This window comes from Lapillicoccus sp. (assembly GCF_025353065.1).
In the GTDB taxonomy this organism is placed as follows: domain Bacteria; phylum Actinomycetota; class Actinomycetes; order Actinomycetales; family Dermatophilaceae; genus Lapillicoccus.
Window position 1 is genome coordinate 1 of sequence record NZ_JANXRJ010000026.1, and the last position, 21,847, is coordinate 21,847.

The 21,847-nt window shown below is 71.2% G+C and carries 18 protein-coding genes; 12 read left to right on the forward strand and 6 right to left on the reverse strand.

Annotated features, from left to right (window positions below; all coding sequences use genetic code 11):
- Positions 1–97 precede the first annotated feature (97 nt).
- A complete protein-coding gene (locus tag Q0R63_RS01715; RefSeq protein WP_295693072.1) occupies positions 98–1,336 on the forward strand; it encodes a glycosyltransferase family 87 protein in 1,239 nt (412 codons plus the stop codon).
- A 9-nt stretch (positions 1,337–1,345) separates the two neighbouring features.
- Here Q0R63_RS01715 and Q0R63_RS01720 read toward each other — a convergent pair whose 3' ends face one another.
- Positions 1,346–3,322, reverse strand: a complete 1,977-nt coding sequence (locus Q0R63_RS01720; RefSeq protein WP_295693075.1) for a peptidoglycan recognition family protein — start codon at positions 3,320–3,322, stop codon at positions 1,346–1,348.
- Between the two features lie 157 nt (positions 3,323–3,479).
- On the opposite strand from Q0R63_RS01720, the gene Q0R63_RS01725 reads away from it, so the two are divergent.
- Complete coding sequence (locus tag Q0R63_RS01725) at positions 3,480–4,139, forward strand: hypothetical protein (protein WP_295693077.1); 660 nt, start codon at positions 3,480–3,482, stop codon at positions 4,137–4,139.
- A gap of 62 nt (positions 4,140–4,201) precedes the next feature.
- Complete coding sequence (locus Q0R63_RS01730; RefSeq protein ID WP_295693080.1) at positions 4,202–5,419, forward strand: low temperature requirement protein A; 1,218 nt, start codon at positions 4,202–4,204, stop codon at positions 5,417–5,419.
- A gap of 58 nt (positions 5,420–5,477) precedes the next feature.
- Here the strand turns inward: Q0R63_RS01730 and Q0R63_RS01735 are convergent, their stop codons facing one another.
- Together Q0R63_RS01735 and Q0R63_RS01740 are read right to left on the reverse strand one after the other, a co-directional pair.
- Positions 5,478–6,521 (reverse strand): LacI family DNA-binding transcriptional regulator, encoded by a 1,044-nt coding sequence (locus Q0R63_RS01735; protein WP_295693082.1) that lies wholly within the window; start codon positions 6,519–6,521, stop codon positions 5,478–5,480.
- 103 nt (positions 6,522–6,624) lie between these two features.
- Positions 6,625–8,139, reverse strand: a complete 1,515-nt coding sequence (locus Q0R63_RS01740; RefSeq protein WP_295693085.1) for an alpha-N-arabinofuranosidase — start codon at positions 8,137–8,139, stop codon at positions 6,625–6,627.
- Positions 8,140–8,387: 248 nt separating this feature from the next.
- On the opposite strand from Q0R63_RS01740, the gene Q0R63_RS01745 reads away from it, so the two are divergent.
- The 7 genes from Q0R63_RS01745 (at position 8,388) to Q0R63_RS01775 (ending at position 17,053) form a co-directional block, all read left to right on the forward strand.
- Positions 8,388–9,746, forward strand: a complete 1,359-nt coding sequence (locus Q0R63_RS01745) for an extracellular solute-binding protein (RefSeq protein ID WP_295693088.1) — start codon at positions 8,388–8,390, stop codon at positions 9,744–9,746.
- Between the two features lie 27 nt (positions 9,747–9,773).
- Positions 9,774–10,721, forward strand: coding sequence for a sugar ABC transporter permease (locus Q0R63_RS01750; protein ID WP_295693092.1), 948 nt, complete (start codon positions 9,774–9,776; stop codon positions 10,719–10,721).
- Between the two features lie 2 nt (positions 10,722–10,723).
- Positions 10,724–11,638 carry a carbohydrate ABC transporter permease gene (locus Q0R63_RS01755; protein WP_295693096.1) on the forward strand — a complete coding sequence of 305 codons (915 nt, stop codon included), beginning with the start codon at positions 10,724–10,726 and terminating at the stop codon, positions 11,636–11,638.
- The gene (araB, locus tag Q0R63_RS01760; protein WP_295693100.1) at positions 11,635–13,425 is read left to right on the forward strand and encodes a ribulokinase; all 1,791 of its coding nucleotides are present in this window, start codon (positions 11,635–11,637) and stop codon (positions 13,423–13,425) included. The genes Q0R63_RS01755 and araB overlap by 4 nt, the downstream gene beginning before the upstream one ends.
- Positions 13,422–14,141 (forward strand): L-ribulose-5-phosphate 4-epimerase, encoded by a 720-nt coding sequence (locus Q0R63_RS01765; protein WP_295693102.1) that lies wholly within the window; start codon positions 13,422–13,424, stop codon positions 14,139–14,141. Before araB ends, Q0R63_RS01765 begins: the two co-directional genes overlap by 4 nt.
- Before the next feature lie 17 nt (positions 14,142–14,158).
- On the forward strand, positions 14,159–15,667 hold the full coding sequence (araA, locus tag Q0R63_RS01770; protein ID WP_295693104.1) for an L-arabinose isomerase: 1,509 nt from the start codon (positions 14,159–14,161) through the stop codon (positions 15,665–15,667).
- A 156-nt stretch (positions 15,668–15,823) separates the two neighbouring features.
- Positions 15,824–17,053, forward strand: coding sequence for an FAD-binding domain-containing protein (locus Q0R63_RS01775; RefSeq protein ID WP_295693107.1), 1,230 nt, complete (start codon positions 15,824–15,826; stop codon positions 17,051–17,053).
- A 24-nt stretch (positions 17,054–17,077) separates the two neighbouring features.
- Here Q0R63_RS01775 and Q0R63_RS01780 read toward each other — a convergent pair whose 3' ends face one another.
- From Q0R63_RS01780 to Q0R63_RS01790, 3 genes are all read right to left on the reverse strand, one after another.
- The gene (locus Q0R63_RS01780) at positions 17,078–18,139 is read right to left on the reverse strand and encodes a sigma-70 family RNA polymerase sigma factor (RefSeq protein WP_295693110.1); all 1,062 of its coding nucleotides are present in this window, start codon (positions 18,137–18,139) and stop codon (positions 17,078–17,080) included.
- A gap of 97 nt (positions 18,140–18,236) precedes the next feature.
- Positions 18,237–19,016, reverse strand: coding sequence for a hypothetical protein (locus Q0R63_RS01785; protein ID WP_295693113.1), 780 nt, complete (start codon positions 19,014–19,016; stop codon positions 18,237–18,239).
- Between the two features lie 336 nt (positions 19,017–19,352).
- Complete coding sequence (locus tag Q0R63_RS01790; protein WP_295693115.1) at positions 19,353–20,066, reverse strand: TetR/AcrR family transcriptional regulator; 714 nt, start codon at positions 20,064–20,066, stop codon at positions 19,353–19,355.
- A gap of 312 nt (positions 20,067–20,378) precedes the next feature.
- On the opposite strand from Q0R63_RS01790, the gene Q0R63_RS01795 reads away from it, so the two are divergent.
- The gene (locus Q0R63_RS01795) at positions 20,379–20,861 is read left to right on the forward strand and encodes a nitroreductase family deazaflavin-dependent oxidoreductase (RefSeq protein ID WP_295693118.1); all 483 of its coding nucleotides are present in this window, start codon (positions 20,379–20,381) and stop codon (positions 20,859–20,861) included.
- A 148-nt stretch (positions 20,862–21,009) separates the two neighbouring features.
- Positions 21,010–21,774 carry a DUF4232 domain-containing protein gene (locus Q0R63_RS01800; protein ID WP_295693121.1) on the forward strand — a complete coding sequence of 255 codons (765 nt, stop codon included), beginning with the start codon at positions 21,010–21,012 and terminating at the stop codon, positions 21,772–21,774.
- Positions 21,775–21,847: the final 73 nt, after the last annotated feature.

Sequence of the window (21,847 nt, forward strand, 5' to 3'; positions counted from 1 at the left end):
TGGTGTGCACCCCACGACCTGAGCGCCAGACCACGACCTCAGCGGGAGGGGGTGCGCCCGTGAGGCCCGAGTCGAGCGACGCGTATACGCTCACAACGTGACAAAGCGGGCCGAAGCGACGAGGCACTGGCTCATCGAACGTCGGCTCCGCGTCTATCCCCGCCTCCTGCTGGGTGTCCTCGCGGTGGCGATCCCGGTCTACGCGAGGACCTTCCACGACGGAGTGGACGGGCGGGGGCAGTCGGTCGGCAGCGACTTCATCGCCTTCTGGTCGGCCGCCCGCCTGGCGGTCGAGGGACATGGCAGCTGGGCCTGGGACGTGCACCGCCTCGCCTCGGACGAGTTCGCCGCATTCCCCGGACTGGCGGGCCCCACCGCGTGGGTCTATCCCCCGGCGACCCTCGTGGTCGTCGCCCCTCTCGGTTACCTCTCCCACACCGCAGCGTTCCTGGTGTGGACCGCGGTCGGGCTGGGTGTCTTCTACGCTGCCCTCGGCCCCATCATCCGCGGGCAGAGGTATGCCTGGCCGCTCGCCGTGGCGTTCCCCGGGGTCTGGCTGGGGATCGCGCAGGGCCAGACCCAGTTCGTCGTGGCCGGTCTGGTCGGGGGCGCCCTTCTCCTGCTCGATCGCCGTCAGTGGTGGGCCGGAGTCCTGATCGGCCTGCTGGTCATCAAGCCCCACCTCGCGGTGCTGTTCCCCGTGATCCTGGTCGCGGGACGGCGTTGGGGAACCTTCGCCGTGGCGGCCGTCACGGCACTCGGCGCCATGGCCGTGGGGGCTCTCGTCTTCGGGTTCGGCTCGATCCGGCTCTGGCTCGACGGGATGGGTCTGGTGGGCGCCGCCGTCAACGCCGGTGCGCTACCGGTGGACAAGTTCGTCACGCCGTATGCCGCCTTCCGTCTCGTGGGACTGCCGCAGGGCGCCGCCCTGGCTCTGCACGGCCTGGTCGCTCTGGGTGTCGTCCTGGTGGTCTGGCGGGTGTGGGGGCGCACGTCCGACCTGCGGTTGCGGGGCAGCGCGGTGGTGCTGGGCACCTTCCTCGTCACCCCGTATGCCGCCGACTACGACCTCGCCCTCCTGGCCTTCCCGATCGCCTGGCTCGCGCTGCTCGGTCTGGAGAACGGGTGGCTGCGGGGCGACCGGAACCTGCTTGCCCTGGCCTGGGTGCTTCCCTGGCTGGCCGCGCCCATTGCGGCAACGACGCACATCGTGGTGACGCCACTGCTGCTGGCGTGCCTGCTGCGTCAGGTATGGCGGCGAACGGCCCCCTGGCCCGCGGCATACGGCACGGGGCCCGTCCCGACCACCCGGTCGGGACGGGCCCCTCGGCCCTAGGTGCGGGGCCTACTTCGCCCTGACGATGTCGACCTGGTCGGCCGGCACGTAGCCGATCCGGTGACCGAGGTAGACCTCGTAGTACCGCTCCTGTCCCATCACGTCGACGTGGTCGAGCGGCGGGGGGGTGTCGAACGTCATCGCGTAGTAGTAGTCGGTCGGCACCTTCGAGTCCGCCAGCACGACGCGCTGCCCGGCCTTGATCGTGTAGGGCAGCGGCGTGACCGTCTGCGGGGTCATCCCGGCCGGGTACTCCGACGCCTTCGGGTAGGCCACGCCGTAGGTCGGGACCGAGGTCACGCCCTTCTTGGGCACGAGGTAAGACCCGTTGACAGGGATCGCCGTCGGCTTCGTCGCGGAGTTCTTGAACCACGCGATGTTGCCGAGGTACCAGATGGCGGTCCAGTCGCCCTGCTTGCCGGCCACCGCGAACTCCGTACCGGTCGCGGCGCGGGCACCGATGTCGGCGACCGCAGTCGTGGACGCCCGGCCGTCGGGATAGAGCCCGATGTCCGAGACCAGGGGGGCCGCGTCGCTCGGGGAGGTGTGCAGGTAGACGAAGTTCGTCCCCTGGGCCGCGCAGGCGACGCCAGCCGTGTCGCACCCGGTGACCGCCTGCCGGTTGCCCTTGAAGCCGGGCAGGATGCGGACGATCTGGCTGCTGGGCGTGCCGCTCAGGGCGTCGAGCGGGTGGCCGAGCAGGGCGAAGTAGTGCTCCCAGTCCCAGTAGGGCCCCGGGTCCCAGTGCATTCCCGGGATGTATGCCGGGGCGATGCCGGGCACCTGGTCGTGGCCGATGATGTGGGCCCGGTCGACGGGGATGTTCCACTCCGTCGTGAGGTAGCTGACCAGCTTGGCGGACTTGCGGTAGAGCGCCTCGGTGTACCAGGTCGCGCCCTGCGCGGCGATGCCCTCGTGCTCGATCCCGATCGAGTGGGTGTTCACGTACCAGTTGCCCGCGTGGTAGGCCACGTCCTTGGGGTTCATGTGCTGGGCGATGTGACCGTCGGAGGAGCGGATCGTGTAGTTCCAGCTGACGTAGGTCGGGTCCTGGACCAGTTGCAGGGTCGACTGGTAGGACCCCTCGGTGTCGTGGATGACGATGTAGTTGATCTTGGGGCTGCCGACGTCGCGCTGGGCGACGTCGTGGTTGCCGTAGTTGCCGCCCCCGAGGTCGACGTAGGGGGCGGGGATCCACTCGCAGCCGAGGCCCACCGGACAGTCGATGTTGGGGTTGGCCTTGGGTGCGGCCAGACCCAGCTTGGCGAACTGGCTCTTCTGCGGGGTCGTCGCCGTCGCCCGCATCGCCACCGACTTGCCGTCGGTGGTGGTCCGGGCCGCGCCGGTGGCGAGGGCGGCATACGCATCGTCGGCGAAGGCCTGAGCGTCCGCGGCGTCGGAGGAGCGGCTCGCGTCGGCGACCGTCGCATACCACTGGCCGGGGTCGCTGGCCGCGCCCACGGGGAGGCCGAGGGACCTCTGCTTCGCCGCGAGCAGGGCGGCGCCACCACGGATGTTGGCGGTGGAGTCCTTGCGCAGCACGTCGCGGTCGACGCCGAGCAGGGTCGCGGCCCGGCCGAGGCTGTCGATGTTCTTCGGGATGACTCCGGCGTTGGACCCGAGGGTGCCGTTCTTCCCCTCCGCCTGGTCGGCGGCGAAGAGCGAGCCGTCGATGAGGTTCATCGGGCCGTAGCCACCGTCGGTGTTGTGGGTGCCGCCGTGTCCCTCCCAGAGGCTCTCGGAGTAGGAGACCGCTTCGAGGACGGTCTGCGGGACACCGAACTCCTGGGCGGCGGCGGCGAACGCCTGCGCCCGTGAGGTGGGGCCGGAGTCGGCCGGTGCCGCCTCCGCGTGGGTGGATCCCAGCGCGAGCGCGCCGAGCACCGAGAGCGAGCAGGTGGCGGCCAGTGCGCTACGGCGCAGGGCCCGACCACGCGCTCGCGCGTTGGTCTGGGGGTCGAGGGGTGGGTTCGCTGGATGAGTCATGTGAGGCGCCTCCGGGGTGAGACCAACGCGTCAGGAGCCTGTAGTCAACCATCGCCACGGCACTTGCGCACCTAGTAACTAATTGACAGATGAATCACCCGGTATAACCTCGACGCGAACCGTCCGATATCTCCACCCGACACCCTTCGAGGGCCCCGTGATCGTGCTCTACCTCGTCATCGTGCTGGTCGTCGTCGCGCTCATCGCCCTCCCGTCGACCCGCAAGGCGTTCGGCAACCCGCGGGCGCTCTTCACCCGCGAGGGGGCGACGGAACAGGCCCGGCGCGCCAAGGACGCGGCGCGAGCAGCGGCCGAGAGCGCACGTGGGGCCGCAGGCTCGGCCACCACCGTCGCCCGGGGGACCTCCGAGGTCGTCCGCGACGTCAGCGCCTCGGTGGTCGCGAGCCACGCCGGGCGGCAGCTGCGCACCCTCGGCCGCACCCTCGTCATCGACGCGTCCCCGCAGACGCTCGCCCCGCTGCTGACGGAGGGGATGGAGGCGGCGGCGGTCGTCGACCCGGTCGCCGTCACCGGGGACGAGACCCAGGCCTGGATCTACTCCGGAATGCGCGACGTACGCTTCTGCGCGGTGCCCGCCATCACCGCCTCGGGCGTCGCGGGCACGGTCTTCGGGGTGGTCTCCTTCGAGGTCGACCTCGGCGAGCCGCAGGGTGTCTCCGCCGCCGGCGAGGCCCTCGAGAAGGTCAGCCGCCTCCTTGCCGACCACGGGATCGCCTTCGCCGACGTCACCCGGACCTTCACCCCCGGCGCCGAGGACACGAGCGCCGGCCCGCGGGTCGCCGACCCGCTGGGCTGAGCCGCGGCATACGCGCTGAAACCGAGCCGGGTATGCCGGGCCGGCGGCTAGGGTCGGGCGGCATGACGGACGGGAAGGGCGACTCCGGTCGCGCGGAGTCCATCAGCTGGCTCGAGCTGTTCTTCGACCTCGTGGTCGTCGCCGCGGTCAGCGTCCTCGCCGACAGCCTCCGCGAGGACCTCACGGCCCACGGGCTCGGGGTGACGGTGCTCGTCTACGTCGCGATCTGGACGAGCTGGACCCTGGCGGTGTTCTACGCCAACGTCGCTCGCGAGAAGACCCGTGTCCGCACGATGACCTTCGCGATGTTCCTCATCGCGCTGATGACCGCCAGCGCCCCGCTGCACGACTCCGCGCGGGCCAACCTGTTCGCCGCGGCATACATCGTCCTGCGGCTCCTGCTGGCCCGCAGCTCGCTCGAGACCGGCCGGTTCCTCGACAACTTCCCCGGCCTCCAGCAGACCGGGGCGATCCTGCCGTGGGTGGTGAGCTTCTGGTTCGACACCCCGGGCAAGTACTGGGCGTGGGCGGTCGGGGCCGCGATCGACCTCGTCCTGTCCGTCCTGCGCGCCGACGAGGTGTCGGGGCGCAACCTCGCCCGGCTCAACCAGAAGCGGCACGACGACCACCGGGGGCATCGGGTCCCCGACCTGGTCGTCGTCGACATCGACCGGCACCACCTCGACGAACGGCTCGGTCTCTTCGTCATCATCGTGCTGGGGGAGGCGGTCGTGCAGCTCGTCCAGGCCGCTGCGACGGCCGAGTGGACCACCGACTTCGAATGGGTCGCCGTGGCGAGCTTCATCCTGCTCGTCGGGCTGTGGCGCACGACCTTCGCCCACGGCTTCACCGGGGCGCCGCACACGAGCCTCGCCGACCTCCCACCGCGTTTCGGCCTGCCGCTCCACCTCGTCTCGACGCTCGGGCTCGTCCTCCTCGCGACGGGGTTGAGCATCCTCCTCACCGAGAGCGGGGCGGGGCACGTCGAGCCGGCCGTGGGGTGGCTCGTCGCCGGCGGGATGGCGGCCCCCCGCGGGGTCGCACTGGTCGCCGGGCTGTCCGCCCGGACGGCCGGGTGGGAGTGGGTCCTCCTCTTCGCCGGCACCGCCACCCTGTATGCCGTGGTGCTGGGTTTCCTCGCCCCCCACCTGCTGCCGGTGTCCTTCGCCTGGCTCGCCGTCGTGCCCGCGGTCTGGCAGGCCACGATCGGGGAGCAGCTGTCCCAGCGCCGGAGCGTCGCGATGGCCAGGGCCGCCGGACTCCAACCCCGGGAGGGTTGACGCTGCGTCAACGGGGTTGACGCACGCTATAACCAGCGTCAACCCCCTTGACGCGGCGTCAACCCCCTCGGCGTGCCTTGGCGAGGCTCGGCGGGCGTCCGGTGCTCGCGCGCACGACGAGGTCGGGCTCGATCAGGGCGACCGGCGCCGTGGGGTGGCGGTCGGCGGTCAGGATGTCCAGCAGCAGCGCCATCCCGAGGCGCCCCATCTCGTTGAAGTCCTGGCGCACGGTGGTCAGGGCGGGTGAGAGGTAGGCCGCCTCCGGGATGTCGTCGAAGCCGACGACGCTAAGGTCCTTCGGCGCCGAGAGACCGTGCTCGTAGAGCAGGTGGAGGAGACCGAGGGCCATCTGGTCGTTGGCCACGAACACGGCCGTGGGCGGTCTGGTGGCCGCGAGCAGGACGCGACCCGCGGCATACCCCGACCCGGGGGACCAGTCGCCCGAGACCACCGGCGGCACCGGGGCGGACCGGCTGGCGAGGGCCTCCCGCCAGCCGCGCTCGCGCTCGCGCGTCTCGAACCAGTCCTCGGGCCCCCCGATGTGCCAGACCGTCTCGTGGCCCAGGTCGAGCAGGTGGGTCGTGGCGAGGAACCCCCCGGTCCGCTGGTCGACGGCGGCCGCCGGGATGCGGGGGGAACCGGTCCCCTGCACGGCGACGACCGGCAGCCTCGGCCGCGTCTCGGACAGGGCCTGCGCCGCCGAGAGGTGCGGGACGATCGCGATCACGCCGTCGGTCGAACGCTGCACGAACGAGTCGAGGGCCTCGGTCATCGACACCCGGTCGAGGGTCGGCACCGTGGCGATGCTGACGCCGTAGCCGCGCTGGCGGGCGGCCCGCTCGATGCCGAGCAGCGCCGCGCCGGGCCCGTACTGGCTCGTGTCGAAGGTGAGGACACCGATCGTGCCGGACCTCCCGCTGGCCAGCGTGCGCGCGGCGACGTTGGGGGAGTAGCGCAGCTGACGCATCGCCGTCTCCACCCGCTCACGGGTGGCGCCGTTCACCTGACCTCGACCGGTGACGACCCGCGACACCGTCATGGCCGACACCTGCGCGAGCCGCGCGACGTCGGACATCGTCGTGGGACGCATCTCAGCAGTCATGGGTCACGCCCCCGATCGGCATCTGCACAGGTTACGAGAGGCGTCGGCCGAACCCGGCCGAACCCGGCCGAGGCCGGCTCAGCGGGTCCGGCCGGCGACCGGCTCAGCTCGTCGTGGCCCGCAGCCGGATGGCGCACCACGACACGGGCGGGAGCTCGGCGCGCAGGACGCCGTCGGCCACCTCCACCGAGGCGAGCGCCGTCGGGACGACGCGGTCGGGGTGCTCCCGGTCGTTGGTCACCGACGGGTCGCCGCCACCGATGAGCCAGCTCTCGGCGACCTCCAGCTCACCGAAACCCGTCAGGCTCGAGGCGAGGGTCAACGGCGCGTCGGTGCTGCGGTTGAGGGCGAAGACGATGACCTCACCCGTGCCCTCGTCGTAGGTGGCGGTGGCGTCGAGCAGCGGGACCTCCCCGTAGCGAGCGGTGGTGTAGGTCTCGCTCTGGGGCTCGACCCGCAACACGACCCCGGAGGCGAGACGGGAGGTGAGGGCGAAGGGGTGGAAGATCGTCTGGCGCCAGGCCGGCCCGTCGGGCGCGGTCATGATGGGGGCGATGACGTTGACCAGCTGGGCGAGGCACGCGACGCCGACCCGGTCGCTGTGGCGCAGCAGCGAGATCAGCAGGCCGCCCACGACGACGGCGTCGGCGACGTTGTAGACGTCCTCGATGAGCGGCTTGGCGACCGTCCAGTCGTCGCCGGCGCCCTCGTTCGCGAATCGCGTCTGATACCAGACGTTCCACTCGTCGAACGAGATCTCGATCCGCTTGGGGTTCTTCAGCTTCGCCCCCACGCTGTCCGCCGTGGCCACCACGCTGTCGATGAAGTGGTCCATGTTGACCCCGGAGGCGAGGAAGCTGCCGAGGTCGCCGTCGAGCTCCTCGTAGTAGGCGTGCGCCGAGATGTAGTCGACCTGGTCGTAGGTGAGCTCGAGGACCTCGGCCTCCCACGCGCCGAAGGTCGGCATCGAGGAGTGCGAGCTCCCGCAGGCGACCAGCTGGATGTCCGGCTCCGCGCTCCGCAGGGCACGGGCGGTCTCGGCCGCGAGACGGCCGTACTCGTGCGCCGTCTTGTGACCCGTCTGCCACGGCCCGTCCATCTCGTTGCCGAGACAGAAGAGCTTGACCCCGTATGGGGCGTCGGCCCCGTTCTTGCGCCGCTGGTCGGAGAGGGCGGTGTCCTTGTCGTGGTTCATGTACTCGTGGGCGTCGAGGGCCTCCTGCACGCCACGCGTGCCGAGGTTGAAGGAGTACATCAGCTCGACGTCGGCGCTGCGGGCCCACCGGGCGAACTCGTCGATGCCGACGGCGTTGGTCTCGAGGGTGTGCCACGCGAGGTCGCGGCGCACCGGTCGGTCGGCCGCCGGTCCGACGCCGTCCTCCCAGCGGTAACCCGAGACGAAGTTGCCACCGGGATAGCGCACCACGGAGACGCCGAGCTCCCGCACGAGCTCGAGCACGTCGCCGCGGAAGCCGTCGGTGTCGGCGCTCGCGTGCCCCGGCTCGTAGATCCCGGTGTAGACGCACCGCCCCATGTGCTCGACGAACGAGCCGAAGATCCGCCGTCGCACCGGGGCGACGACGAAAGCCGGATCCAGGTGCACCGATGCCGTGGTCATGCGCATTGCCTTCTCTCATCAGGGTGGAGCAAGAGGGTCGGGGCAGCGCACAACGATTCTCCATCGACGCTGATTGCGCTAACTGTAGGGCGCGGACGGCCGGTGGACAACCACGGGAACCCGTCACCCGATTCGCTCGATGAATCGACCAATGAATCGACGGGAGGGTCTTGACATCCTCACCGGACAGCACCACTGTTATCGCTAACTTACTCGTCGACGAAGACGGGTGGAAGGACAGGGCTCCCATGGACGCAGACTCTTTCCGTACGAGGGGAATCTCCCGAAGAACCCTGCTGCAGTCGGCGGCGCTGGGCGCCGTGGGCCTCGGGACGACGGCAGCGCTCGGTGGGTGCGGGAGCCCACTCGCGGCCGGCCTCGCCGGCAGCGCGCTCGACCCGGGGGTGGTGACCTTCTGGAACCTCTTCGGCGGCGGTGACGGGGTCCGGCTGACGACCATGCTCGACGCCTACCGCACGCAGCACGGCGCCGGCTCGCTGACCGCATCGACCTTCGCGTGGGGCGACCCCTACTACACGAAGCTCACCCTTGCCACGGTCGGCCAGAAGGCGCCCAACGTCGCCGTCGCCCACCTCACCCGGATGCAGAACCTCGCTGCCGCAGACCTGCTGACGCCGATCACGGACGCCATGCTCAGCTCGGTCGGCCTGGCGGCCGCCGACTTCAACCAGAACGTCTGGAAGAGCCAGCAGCGCGACGGCAAGAACTACGCGATCCCCCTCGACACCCACCCCTTCGTCCTCTTCTACAACGTCGAGGTCTGCCGGAAGGCCGGCCTGCTCACCCCGGAGGGGGCGCTCAAGCCGATCCAGGGTGTGGCCGAGTGGGAGGCCGCACTGACGGCCGCGCAGAAGGCCACCGGCGCGTATGCCCTCGGCGTGGCCAACGTCAACGAGTACGCCACCCCGTGGCGCATGTTCCAGACCTTCTACTCCCAGATGGACGGCAACACCCCGTTCCTCGGGGACAACGGCAAGACGCTCACCCTCAACGAGGACCTGGCGGTCAAGACGTTGGCCTACATCCAGCGGATGAGCGCCAAGGGCTGGATCCCCAAGACGGCGGACTACGGCGGGTCCGAGACGATGATGTTCACCGGCAAGGCCGCCTTCTACCTCCAGGGCGAGTGGGAGCTGACGACCGCGCAGGCGGTCCCGGGCCTGAAGTTCGGGATGGCGCCGATCCCGCAGCTGTTCGACAAGAAGGCCGTCCAGGCCGACTCGCACACCTTCGTGCTCCCCAAGCTCGACCGCACCCCGGAGCAGCTCACCCGGGACATGGGCTTCATCAAGTTCATGATGGAGCAGAGCGTGACCTGGGCCAAGGGCGGACACATCCCGTCCTACCTGCCGACGCTCAGCAGCGCGGACTACAAGGCGCTCGAGCCGCAGGCGAGCTATGCCTCGGTCGCCGACTACACCGTCTTCGACTCCCTCGCGTGGTACTCGGGGTCGGGCTCGTCCTTCGAGAACATCGTCGGCTCCCAGATCGGCCTCGTCCAGCAGGGCCTGTCGTCTCCGACCGACGCCCTGTCGAGCATCCGCAAGCAGCTCGGTCCGTATCTGTCCGCCGCCAACCCGCTCTGACCCGCGGACCGCGAGGAGATCATCACCATGACCACTGAGACCCCGTCCCTCCCCCGCACCCGGCCACCGGCCACCAGCCCTCCGAGGGCCGAGGCACCCACGGCCGTCGAGCGCGAACGACCCGCCTGGCTCTTCCTCGCGCCGTTCTCGATCATGTATCTCCTCTTCCTCGTCGGTCCGACGATCTACATGATCGTCGCGAGCCTCTACAACACCAGCCTGGTGAAGTCGGGGCTCGGCACCTTCGCCGGACTGAGCAACTACGTCGAGGTGCTCGGCCGCCCCGATTTCCAGTCGGCCATGGGACACACGGTGCTCTTCACCGTGCTGACGACCCCGCCCCTGGTGATCCTGGCCTTCGTCTTCGCCGTCCTCGCCAACCGGATCCGCCGCGGCCAGTGGTTCTTCCGGCTGGCCTTCTTCCTGCCCTTCGTGCTCCCCTCCGCGTCGATCGCCCTGATCTGGGTCTTCATCTTCATGCCGGACACGGGGCTGCTCAACCTCGTCCAGGGCTGGCTCGGGATGACCCCCAGCGCCGTTCTCGCCGACCCGAACTGGGCCATGTGGGGCATCGCGGCCGCCACGGTGTGGTGGACCATCGGCATCAACTTCGTGCTCTACCTGGCGGGTCTGCAGGACGTGCCGCGCGAGGTCTACGAGGCCGCCGCGATCGACGGCGCGTCACCGTGGCAGCAGATCCGCTACCTCACGATCCCGCTCCTCGGGCGCACGACCACCCTCGTCGTCCTGCTGCAGATCATCGCCAGCCTGAAGATCTTCGACCAGGTCTTCCTGATGACCTCCGGCGGACCGGGGCAGGCGACCCAGGTGGCGCTGACCTTCATCGCCGGAGTCGGTTTCACCGATAACCGGATCGGCGTCGCCTCCGCGGCCTCGGTCGTGCTCTTCGTCGTCATCATGCTCATCGCCGCCGCCCGACAGGGACTCACCCGATTCCAGAACGCGAGGGCCTGACCATGGCCAGCACGACCATCCAGAAGACCCCCGGCATCTCTGCCGCGGCACCCCCACCCGCGCGGTCCGGCTCCGGAGGCGGTCGGGTCCAGCAGGACTCACGCAGCTTCACGATCATCAGCCGGGTGCTGCTGATCTTCTTCGCCCTGCTGTGGCTGGTCCCGACCCTCTGGGCCATCCGCACGTCCCTGGTCTCGAACGCGACCGCGTCGCTCGGGGCGAGTGCCGTGCTCACCGACACCAGCCCCACCCTGCACTCCTACTCCGTGCTGCTGCAGAGCGGCGACATCTGGAACTGGTACATGTCCAGCGCGATCACCTCGGTCGCCACCGTCGCCCTGACGGTGCTGTTCGCCTCGATGGCCGGATTCGCGTTGTCCCGCATGGTCTTCCGCGGTCGGAAGGTCGTCTTCATCCTCATGATCATCGGCATCATGGTGCCGACCCAGGTGCTCGTCGTGCCGATCTTCCGTGAGCTCAGCGCGATGCACCTGCTCAACACCTACTGGTCGGTGATCCTGCCGCAGGTGCCGGCGGTCATCGCCGTCTTCATCTTCAAGCAGTTCTTCGACGGGCTGCCCAAGGAGTACGAGGAGTCAGCACGCATCGACGGTGCGGGGTTCTGGCGGATCTACTGGTCGATCATCCTGCCCCTGTCCAGGCCGGTCCTGTCGGCGGTCAGCATCCTCACCTTCGTCACCGTCTGGAACAACCTCATCCTGCCGTTGTTCACCCTCTCCAACCCCAAGCTCATGACGATCCCCGTCGGGCTCGCCACGGTCCAGGGCTCCTACGGCCAGCGCCTCGCCGACATCCAGGCCTCGGCCATCCTCGGCGCCCTGCCGCTGATCATCATCTACTTCTTCTTCCAGCGCCGGATCATCGAGGGCGTCGCGGGCGTCGGGGTCAAGGGATGAGCACGAGCACCACGGACGAGCAGTATGTCGTGGGGGTCGACTACGGCACGCTCTCGGGTCGGGCCGTCGTGGTCCGGGTGCGCGACGGCGCGGAGCTCGCGACCGCCGTCCACGACTACCCGCATACTGTGATGGACCGGGAGCTGACCACCGGGCCGGCAACGGGGACAGCCCTGCCCGTCGACTGGGCCCTGCAGGTGCCGGCCGACTACGTCGAGGTCCTGCAGGTCGCGGTCCCGCGGGCGATCGCCGACGCGGGCATCGACGTCGCGCAGGTCATCGGGATCGGCACGGACTTCACGGCGTGCACGATCCTGCCCGTCGACGCGCACGGCACCCCGCTCAGCGAGCTCGACCGGTGGGCCGAGCGCCCGCACGCCTACGTCAAGCTCTGGCGGCACCACGCGGCACAGCGGCAGGCGGACCGCATCACCGACCTCGCGCACGTGCGCGACGAGCCCTGGATCGGACGTTACGGCGGCCGGATCTCCTCGGAGTGGGAGTTTGCCAAGATGCTCCAGGTCCTCGAGGAGGACCCTGCGGTGTATGCCGCGACGGACCGGTTCGTCGAGGCGGCGGACTGGATCGTGTGGCAGCTCTGCGGTCGCTACGTGCGCAACGCGTGCACCGCCGGCTACAAGGGCATCTACCAGGACGGCCGCTATCCGAGCGCGGACTTCCTCGCCGCTCTCGACCCCGGCTTCGCGGACGTCGTCAGCACCAAGCTCGAGCAGGAGATCGGCCAGCTCGGCTCTCCCGCAGGGCGGCTCACCGCCCAGGCCGCAGCCTGGACCGGACTGCCCGAGGGCATCGTCGTCGCCGTCGGCAACGTGGATGCGCACGTCACGGCGGCGGCGGCGGACGCCTGCGCACCGGGTCAGATGACCGCGATCATGGGCACGTCCACGTGCCACGTGATGAACAGCGACCAGCTGGCCGAGGTCCCGGGGATGTGTGGTGTCGTCGACGGCGGGATCGTCCGCGGCCTCTGGGGCTACGAGGCGGGACAGAGCGGCGTGGGCGACATCTTCGGCTGGTTCGTCGACACCTCCGTCCCCGCCGACTACCTCGCCCGAGCCGACGCCGACGGTCGCTCGGTGCACGAGCTCCTCAGCGACCTCGCCGAGGCCCAGCCCGTCGGCGCCCACGGTCTCGTCGCGCTCGACTGGCACTCCGGCAACCGCTCGGTGCTCGTCGACCACGAGCTGTCCGCCGTGGTGGTCGGGCAGACCCTCGCGACCCGGCCGGAGGACACCTACCGCGCGCTGCTCGAGGCGACGGCGTTCGGCACCCGCACCATCGTCGAGGCCTTCGAGCATTCCGGCGTGCCCGTCACCGAGCTCGTCGTCGCCGGAGGGCTGCTGAAGAACCGGTTCCTCATGCAGCTGTATGCCGACGTCACCCGCCTGCCGCTGTCGACGATCACCTCGACGCAGGGGCCCGCGCTCGGGTCGGCGATCCACGCGGCCGTAGCGGCCGGCGCCTACCCCGACGTGCCGACGGCGGGTGCGGCCATGGGCGGGCGGACCGTCGCGGCATACCGGCCTCGCGAGGAGCAGTCGCGTTCCTACGACACGCTGTTCGCGCACTACACCGCCCTGCACGAGCACTTCGGTCGGCCCGGTCCGGGACGCGACATCCTCTACGGCCTGCGGGCCATCCGCCGGGAAGCGCTGGCCCGCGCGGGGTCCTCGCCGGCCGGGTCACCCCAGCCCGACGCACCGTCGGAGCCTGCGGAACCCTCCGGGTCGGAGCCCTACGAGGCGTATACCAAGGTGTCCCGGTGACCGCCGACCTGGTGTCCTACGACGCGGACGTGCGGCGTGACGTGCAGCAGGTGCGCGAGATCGTCTGCGCCCTGCACGCCGAGCTGCCCCGGTGGGAGCTCGTGGCGTGGACCGCGGGCAACGTCTCGCAGCGGGTCCCGGGCGCCGACCTCTTCGTCATCAAGCCGTCGGGCGTCTCCTACGACGAGCTGACACCGGAGTCGATGGTGGTCTGCGACCTGCAGGGGCGGCTGGTGGAGGGGGAGCACGCCCCCTCGTCCGACACCGCCGCGCACGCCTACGTCTACGCGCACCTGCCGCACGTCGGCGGCGTCGTGCACACGCACTCGACCTACGCCACGGCGTGGGCGGCGCGCGGCGAGGAGATCCCCTGCGTCCTCACGATGATGGCCGACGAGTTCGGCGGGCCCGTGCCGGTCGGCCCGTTCGCCGTCATCGGCGACGACTCGATCGGCCGGGGCATCGTCGAGACCCTGCGGGACTCGCGCAGCCCGGCGGTGCTGATGCGCAACCACGGGCCCTTCACGATCGGCCGCGACGGGCGGGCGGCGGTCAAGGCCGCCGTCCTCGTCGAGGAGGTCGCCCGGACGGTCCACCTCGCGCGCCAGCTCGGCGCCCCCATGCCCATCGACCAGGAGCACATCGACTCGCTCTACGCGCGCTACCAGAACGTCTACGGCCAGCAGCCCGTGCCCGCCACCCGACCGCCCGACTGATCGAGGAGATCGAGAGAATGACGAACGACACTGCGACGCAACAGGTCTGGTTCCTGACGGGCAGCCAGGACCTCTACGGGGAGGACACCCTCGCGCAGGTGGCCCGGCAGTCGCAGGACGTGGCCAAGATCCTCGGGGCGGCGTCCGAGGTGCCGGTCGAGATCGTCTGGAAGCCGGTGCTCAAGGACTCCGCCGCGATCCGGGCGGCGGCCCTCGAGGCCAACCAGGACGACCGCTGCATCGGCCTCATCGCCTGGATGCACACCTTCTCGCCGGCGAAGATGTGGATCCGCGGCCTGACCGCGCTGCAGAAACCGTTGCTGCACCTGCACACCCAGGCCAACGTCGAGCTCCCCTGGGCCACCATCGACATGGACTTCATGAACCTCAACCAGGCGGCACACGGCGATCGCGAGTTCGCCTACATCCAGTCCCGGATCGGGATGGAGCGCACCACGGTGGTCGGCCACGTCAGCGACCCGAGGGTGACCTCCCGCGTGGGGACGTGGGCGCGGGCGGCCGCCGCCAACACCGCCTCCCGGTCGCTGCGGCTGGCCCGCTTCGGCGACACGATGCGCAACGTCGCCGACACCGAGGGCGACAAGACCGAGGCCGAGGTCCGGTTCGGCATCTCGGTCAACAGCTGGAGCGTCAACGAGCTGGTCGAGCGGGTGGACGGGGTCGGGGGCAGCGAGCTGGACCTCCTCGTCAAGGAGTACGAGGAGAGCTACGACGTCGTGCCGGAGCTGCGGCACGGGGGCGAGCGGCATACCTCGCTCCGGTATGCCGCGCAGCAGGAGCTGGGCCTGCGCTCCTTCCTCGAGGAGGGCGGGTTCACCGCCTTCACGACGAACTTCGAGGACCTCGGCGGCCTGCGGCAGCTGCCGGGGGTCGCGGTCCAGCGGCTGATGGCCTCGGGATACGGGTTCGGGGCCGAGGGCGACTGGAAGACCGCCGCGCTCGTGCGCCTGGCCAAGGTCATGGGCGCCGGCGCACCGGGGGGCGCGTCGCTCATGGAGGACTACTCCTACGACCTCACCCCGGGCTCCGAGCTGATCCTCGGCGCACACATGCTCGAGGTCTGCCCGTCGTTGACCACCTCCCGCCCGAAGCTGGAGATCCACCCGCTGGGGATCGGCGCGCGGGAGGACCCGGTCCGCCTCGTCTTCGACGCCGACCCGGGCCCGGCGGTCGTGGTCGGCATGACCGACATGCGCGACCGCTTCCGGCTGACCGCCAACGTCGTCGAGATCGTGCGCCCGCCGCAGCCGCTGCCCAAGCTGCCCGTGGCGCGGGCGGTCTGGCGTCCGCAGCCCGACTTCGCCACCGCCGTCCAGGCCTGGCTGACCGCGGGCAGCACCCACCACACGGTGATGACGACGGCCGTGGGCATCGAGGCCTTCGAGGACCTCGCGCAGATGCTGGGGTCCGAGCTGCTCGTCATCGACGACGCCACCACGACGCGGGAGTTCGCGCAGACCCTGCGGTGGAACGCGGCCTACTACCGGCTCGCCGACGGGCTCTGACCCGCTCGACTCGGTTGACCCGCCCGACTCGGAGTCGAGTCACCTGACGGAGTGCACGGGGAGTCGAGCGGCTCGACTCCGGGTCGAGCAGCGTTTGCCGGGGGGCGGGCCGACCCCGGCGGTGTGAGTGTCGGTGCCGACGGGCACAGTGCAGACATGCCCGTTCTGCCGACGCCACCCTCTGCCGCCGACGGTGCCTCGGTGGACGACGTCGTGACGTGGGTGGCCGAGCATCTCGGTGACCTGACCCTCGAAGGCCCCGGTGAGATCGCCGCGGGGGCCCTGCGCGGCGGCCAGCAGGCGGCCGACGCTGCCCTGGCCTCGCTGGACATCACCGGCTACGCCCGGGACCGCAGCGTCGTCCTGCCCGTCTCCCGCCGCGGCGCCAGCCGGATGTCGCCCTACATCCGGCACGGTCTGGTGACCCTGCCGGAGGTCTGGTCGGCGGTGTCGGACGCCCCCTCCCGTGATCGCAGCCGCTACCGCGACGAGCTGCTGTGGCAGGAGTTCGCCCGGCACCTCTACGCCCGGGTCGGACGGGCCTCCGGGGAGGCGTTGACCCGGGAGCAGCCCCGCACGTCCGGCTGGGAGGACGAGCCCTGGCCGGCCGAGATGAACTGCATGAAGGCCGTGGTGGGCGAGCTGCACTCCGACGGGTGGCTGGTGAACCAGACCCGGATGTGGCTGGCGTCGCAGTGGGCCGTGCGCGCCGGGGCCGACTGGCGGGCCGGCGAGCAGGAGATGTTCGCGCACCTGCTGGACGGTTCGCGGGCGGCCAACCGGCTGGGGTGGCAGTGGACGGTGGGGACCGGCAGCGGCAAGCCATACGGCTTCAGTCGCTGGCAGGTGGAGAAGCGGGCGCCGTCGCTGTGCCGCGACTGCGCGCTGTCCTCAGCCTGCCCGATCGAGCAGTGGCCGGACGCCGAAGCCGGGCCTCAGGTGTCCGGGCCCGATCTGGGCAAGGCCCCCGTGCCGGCCGGACCCGCCGAGGTGGTCGGTGCCGGGACCGGCGAGCAGGTCTGGCTGACGGCCGAGTCCCTCGGTGTCTCGGACCCCGCGCTGGCGGCCGAGGAGGGCCGACCCGCGGTCTTCGTCTTCGACGAGCCGTTGCTGCGCCGACTGCGACTCTCCGGCAAGCGGCTCGTCTTCCTGGCCGAGACCCTCGGTGAGCTGGCCGGGCTCCGTGAGCTGGAGGTCCGTCGCGGCGTGGTGACGCAGGAGCTGGCTGGTCGGTCGCTGGCCGCCACCTGGGCACCGGTGCCCGGCTGGTCGCGGATCTCCCGGTTCCTCGAACCCGTCGAGGTGCACCCGTGGCCCTGGCTGGTGCGCCCGGGGACGGCGTCCGTCCGCTCCTTCAGCGCCTGGCGACGCGACAGCCACCGCTGAGGATCCGGTCACCGGGTGGAGCCGTCACGGTCCTGACGTGGACGATCCCACCCACGAGGCGTCCTCCCCGGCCAGCGGCGCAGGGATATCACCGGTGTCGCGGTCGAGCTCGCGGGGGAGCCCGAAGCTGTCGAACAGGTCGAGGTCGAAGTAGGTCGTGACCGCGCTGACCCCGCCGCGGGCGAGGGTCAGCTGCTGGATCTGGAACGCGCGGTGGACGCCGTCCTGCTCGCGCATGTAGACGGCATACGCCGGCTGTCCGTTGGCTCCGGAGGTCGCGACGAGCCGCATGTCGCCCGGGCCCTGCGCGGGGCAGTTGGTCGCGATGAGGACGCCGATCGCCTCGCGCCCCTGGTACCACCCCGTGAACGGCGGCATGTCCCAGACGGCGTCCTTCGTCAGGAGGGCGACGATGCCCTGGATGTCGTAGGCCTCGAAGGCGGCGACATAGCGCTCGAGCTGCGCCCGGACGGCAGGGTCGTCGACGGTCACCGACGCGTCGGCCCTCGGCGCGAGGTCGTCGACGTGGGCCCGGGCCCGCTGGAGGAGGCTGTTGACAGCGGCGACGCTCGTGTCGAGCACCGCGGCGACCTCGCTGGCCCGCCACTGGAGGACGTCACGCAGGATCAGGACCGCGCGCTGCTGGGGCGTGAGGTGCTGCAGCGCGGCGATGAAGGCGAGGCGGATGTTCTCGCTGGTGAGGGCGATCGCCTCGGGGTCGGTCGGGGTGGTGCCGACGCCGACGAGCCTGTCGGGCAGCGGCTCGAGCCAGGTGATCTCCGGTCGGGACTCGAGGGGGCCGTCGGGCGCCGAGGCCGGGGCGCCGAGACCGGTGGGCAGGGGTCGGCGTGCCCGGCCCTCGAGGTGGGTCAGGCAGGTATTGGTGGCGATCTGATACATCCACGTGCGCACCGAGGACCGCCCCTCGAAGCGGCCATAGCCCCGCCACGCCCGCAGGTAGGTCTCCTGGACCTGGTCCTCGGCGTCGTGGACGGAGCCGAGCATCCGGTAGCAGTGCGCGATGAGCTCGCGGCGCAGCGGCTCGACGAGGGCGAGGAAGTCGTGGTCGGTGACGACGGTCGTCATGGGAGGAACCTACGGGACGGCGCCGACATCCGGTGGCGTCAGCGTCGGCCAGCCTGGGCCAGCGTGGGTCTCGGCCACTCGAGCGCCGTATGCCGGGTCAGCCGGCAATCGCGACCGGCGCCGGGCCGCTGGTCGAGGGAACCGACGGCGAGGTCGCGAGGCCGCCGGCGGTCGGGGTCACCGACGCCGTGGTGGGGGACGCGGTTCCGGTGGCGGTCGAGGTCGCGCTCGGACCGACGCTGGTCGACGCGCTCGAGGTCGCACTCGAGGTCGCGCCGGAGCCGGCGGTGGTGGTCGGGGACGGCGTGGAGGTGGTGGCGCCCGAGCCGGAGGTCGACGGGGTCGTGCTGGGGAGCACGTTCTGGCCGGGGCCCGAGGACCCCGTGACCGCGTGACCGATGGTTGTGCCGGACGACGACGAGTCGGACAGCGGATGGCCGAGGACCGCCTCGATGCCCGTGACGAGCCCGAGCGCCAGGACGATCCCGAGGACGAAGCCGATGGCCACCCGCACCCAGCCCCGACGCTGCAGCGGACGAGGCGCACCCGGCATACCGGGCGGGTCGGCGGAGGTGGCGGAGAGGACCACCGGCAGCTCGACCGGGAGACCGTGGGTGTCGCCCGGCCGGACGACCTTGAGGTGGACGCTGGCGGAGCGGAGGGAGTGGGCGTAGACCGCGGTCGCGATGGTGGCGACGAGCGACCCGACCACGGCGCCGATGATCGTGCCGGCCACCCCGAGGAACGAGGCGGCGACGGCGGCGGTCGCGGCGGCCAGGGCACTGGCGAGGACCTGAGGGACGCTGAGTCCGAACGACCGTGGGACGGGCTGCGGCAGCGGCGCCGTCGGCGGGGCGAGCGGGGCCAGCGGGCTCACCGGGCGCTCCGGGCGCCGGATGGGGCAGCCGGAAACTCATCGGTGCAGGGGCAGGAAAGGTGGGAGATGGTCATGCCGGAAGCAGTGCCTTAGGGGGGAATTCGTGCTCTGTCGCGCTCGAGCCGTCCGCCGCCATCGCCGGGAGTTCGTCTCGCGTCTCGTTGTGTCGTCCGGTGTCTCGGACCCCTCCAGACTACCGGCCCTGATGGGTGCGCCCTGTGCACCTGCCCGTCGCGACCCCCCACAACCCCGCTTCCTGCGCGCGATGCACCGAACACGCCCGAAGTGCCCGATGATTCGGGGCATTCGGCGCAGGAAGCGGGGTTGTGACGCGGGTCAGCCCCGCAGGACGGTGAGCGCGAGCCGGATCCCGTGCTCGAACAACGACGTCCGCGCGCGGAAGGCGTCCTCACCGAACTGACCGAACACCTCGGCGCTCACCGCGCCGAGCATGGCCGTCCAGAGAAAGATGCCGCTGGCGACCACGGCGTCGTCGGCGTGCTCGATCGCGAGGTCGCTCCGTGTTGCCGCCAGGTCGAGCGCGAGGTCGGCAGGGACGGGCACGGGACCACTCCCGACGGGGAGGTCCCCGTCGCGGACACCGGCGTCGAGGACGCTGACGAGGCGACGCATCACGCGCGTCCCGGGTCCGATGGTCTGCTCGCCCGGCGCGTGGTAGCCCGGCACGGGGCTGCCGTAGAGCAGGGCGAACCGGGAGGGTTCGGCCAACCCCCAGGCGCGCACCGCGCCGGCGAGCGCCAGCACCTGGGCCTCGACCCCACTCCTGGCGGCGTCGGGGCCCTCGAGCATCGCGAGCTCGTCGAGCTCGTCGAGCTCGTCGAGCTCGTCGAGGGCGGCGTCGACGGCGTCGGCGAGCTCGGTATAGGCGTCGACCACCAGGAGGGTGAGCAGGTCGTCGCGGTTGGCGACGTAGCGGTAGACCGCCGAGCTGACCATCCCGAGGTCGCGGGTCACCGCCCGCAGCGAGAGCCCGGCCGCGCCCTCCTCGGCCAGGTGGGCCCGGCCGATCTCCAGGATCCGCGCGGTCACGGCTTCGCGCCGCTCAGCCCGTATGCCGCTGGGCCCGGGTGCCGCGGGTGCCGCGGGTGCCGCGGGTGATGCAGGTGCAGCGGGTGCCGCGGGTGCCGCCGGTGCAACGGGTGATGCAGGTGCAGCGGGTGCAGCGGGTGGCACGAGCCCTGCGGGGTCGGCCGTACGGCGTCGGGAGCTGGCGGAGGACGGCATACGGGAAGTGTAGCAAGTCCGAGAGCAGTGCTCTTGCTTTTTCCGCGACCAACCTCTACATTCGCTGACAAGAGCACTGCTCTCCCTTCCCGAGAACCCCACCACGAGGAGCCCGCCATGACCACACCGACCCCGACCTCCAGCTCCCCCGGGGCCCGCTACCTCCCGCCGACCAGCCGGCTGGACCTCGCCTTCAACGCCTCCGTCGCCTGGCTCACCGACCACGGCATCAGCCTCCTCGGCTCCCGCGTCCTCACCGTCCGCGGACGGAAGACCGGCGCGCTCCAGCGGGTGCCGGTCAACCTCCTCACCCTCGGGGACGAGCGTTACCTCGTCGCGGTCCGCGGCAACACGCAGTGGGTGCGCAACGTCCGTGCCGCCGGCGAGGCCGAGCTCCGGGTCGGGCGCCGCACCGAGCGGGTCGCCATGACGGTGGTCCCCGTGGACGAGCGGCTGCCGGTCATCCGGGTCTACCTCATGCGCTGGGGCTGGGAGGTCGGCCGCTTCATCGAGGGCCTGACCAAGGACTCCGACGACGCCACGATCATCGCCGCGGCCCCCGGCTTCCCCGTGTTCCGCGTCGCGAGCCTGGCCGGGTGAGCTTCGCCCTCCCGACCTGTCCGCACATGTCCCTGCCGGCCGACCCAACCACAGGGTCGGCTGCGGCGTCAGAGGGGTAGGACAGCACGGCATACCGTGTTTTCCGAGTGCCGAGGTTTTCGAGGTTCCGAGACATGGAGGTGGAGTCATGACGACCACAGCAGGATCGACCCGCGCCGACGGGCACACCGGTGGCCGCAGGACGCACGGAGGCAACCGCGCGCGCCGCGGCCGCCGACTGGCGGCGGGCTTCGCCGGTCTCGCCCTCGGAGTGACAACCGTCGCGGCCTGCAGCAGCGGCTCACCCGCTCCGACGGCCGGCGCCGGGACGACGACCGTGACCAGCACGACGACCGCGCCCCCCAGCCCCTCGACGACCTCGTCGTCGCCGGGCACCGGCAGCACGACGAGCCCCGGCTCGGGTGGCCAGCCCAGCCCGACGTCGTCGAACGGCGGCGCCGAGGCCCCGGGCGCGCCGGCGACCACCGGCCTGACCGCCTGTGCGCCCAGCCAGATGCGGGTGACCGTCATGGGTGCCCCGGGCGGCGGCTCGGCGGGGCACGAGGAGATGCAGATCATCGCGACCAACACGGGCCCGACGCAGTGCACCCTGCAGGGCTACCCCGGCGTGTCCCTCACCGCCCCCGGCAGCGGCGCGCAGCTCGGCGCCGCGGCCGACCGCGTGCCCGGGGACGCGCCGCTGATGCGCCTCGAGCCCGGGAAGACGGCGGTCTCCTCGATCCTGGTGGCGCAGGCGGCGCTCTATGGCAGCAGCTGTGGGACGACGACGACGGCGGCGGGCTTCCGGATCTACCTCCCGGGTCAGACCACCGCGAGCTTCGCCCCATCGCCCGTCTCGGCGTGCCAGCCGGCCTCGGTGCACCAGCTGAGCGTCAAGCCGTTCACCGCCTGACACCGCCTGACACCGCCTGACACCGCCTGACACCGCCTGACACCGCTTGACACCGCTTGACACCGCTTGACAC

Coding starts and splice junctions, on each gene's coding strand:
- Q0R63_RS01780 (WP_295693110.1), bottom strand. CDS start 18,139: ATGACGACCGTCGTCACCGACCACGACTTCCTCGCCCTCGTCGAGCCG.
- Q0R63_RS01745 (WP_295693088.1), top strand. CDS start 8,388: ATGGACGCAGACTCTTTCCGTACGAGGGGAATCTCCCGAAGAACCCTG.
- Q0R63_RS01775 (WP_295693107.1), top strand. CDS start 15,824: ATGCCCGTTCTGCCGACGCCACCCTCTGCCGCCGACGGTGCCTCGGTG.
- araB (WP_295693100.1), top strand. CDS start 11,635: ATGAGCACGAGCACCACGGACGAGCAGTATGTCGTGGGGGTCGACTAC.
- Q0R63_RS01730 (WP_295693080.1), top strand. CDS start 4,202: ATGACGGACGGGAAGGGCGACTCCGGTCGCGCGGAGTCCATCAGCTGG.
- Q0R63_RS01755 (WP_295693096.1), top strand. CDS start 10,724: ATGGCCAGCACGACCATCCAGAAGACCCCCGGCATCTCTGCCGCGGCA.
- Q0R63_RS01795 (WP_295693118.1), top strand. CDS start 20,379: ATGACCACACCGACCCCGACCTCCAGCTCCCCCGGGGCCCGCTACCTC.
- Q0R63_RS01740 (WP_295693085.1), bottom strand. CDS start 8,139: ATGACCACGGCATCGGTGCACCTGGATCCGGCTTTCGTCGTCGCCCCG.
- Q0R63_RS01750 (WP_295693092.1), top strand. CDS start 9,774: ATGACCACTGAGACCCCGTCCCTCCCCCGCACCCGGCCACCGGCCACC.
- Q0R63_RS01735 (WP_295693082.1), bottom strand. CDS start 6,521: ATGACTGCTGAGATGCGTCCCACGACGATGTCCGACGTCGCGCGGCTC.
- Q0R63_RS01720 (WP_295693075.1), bottom strand. CDS start 3,322: ATGACTCATCCAGCGAACCCACCCCTCGACCCCCAGACCAACGCGCGA.
- Q0R63_RS01800 (WP_295693121.1), top strand. CDS start 21,010: ATGACGACCACAGCAGGATCGACCCGCGCCGACGGGCACACCGGTGGC.
- araA (WP_295693104.1), top strand. CDS start 14,159: ATGACGAACGACACTGCGACGCAACAGGTCTGGTTCCTGACGGGCAGC.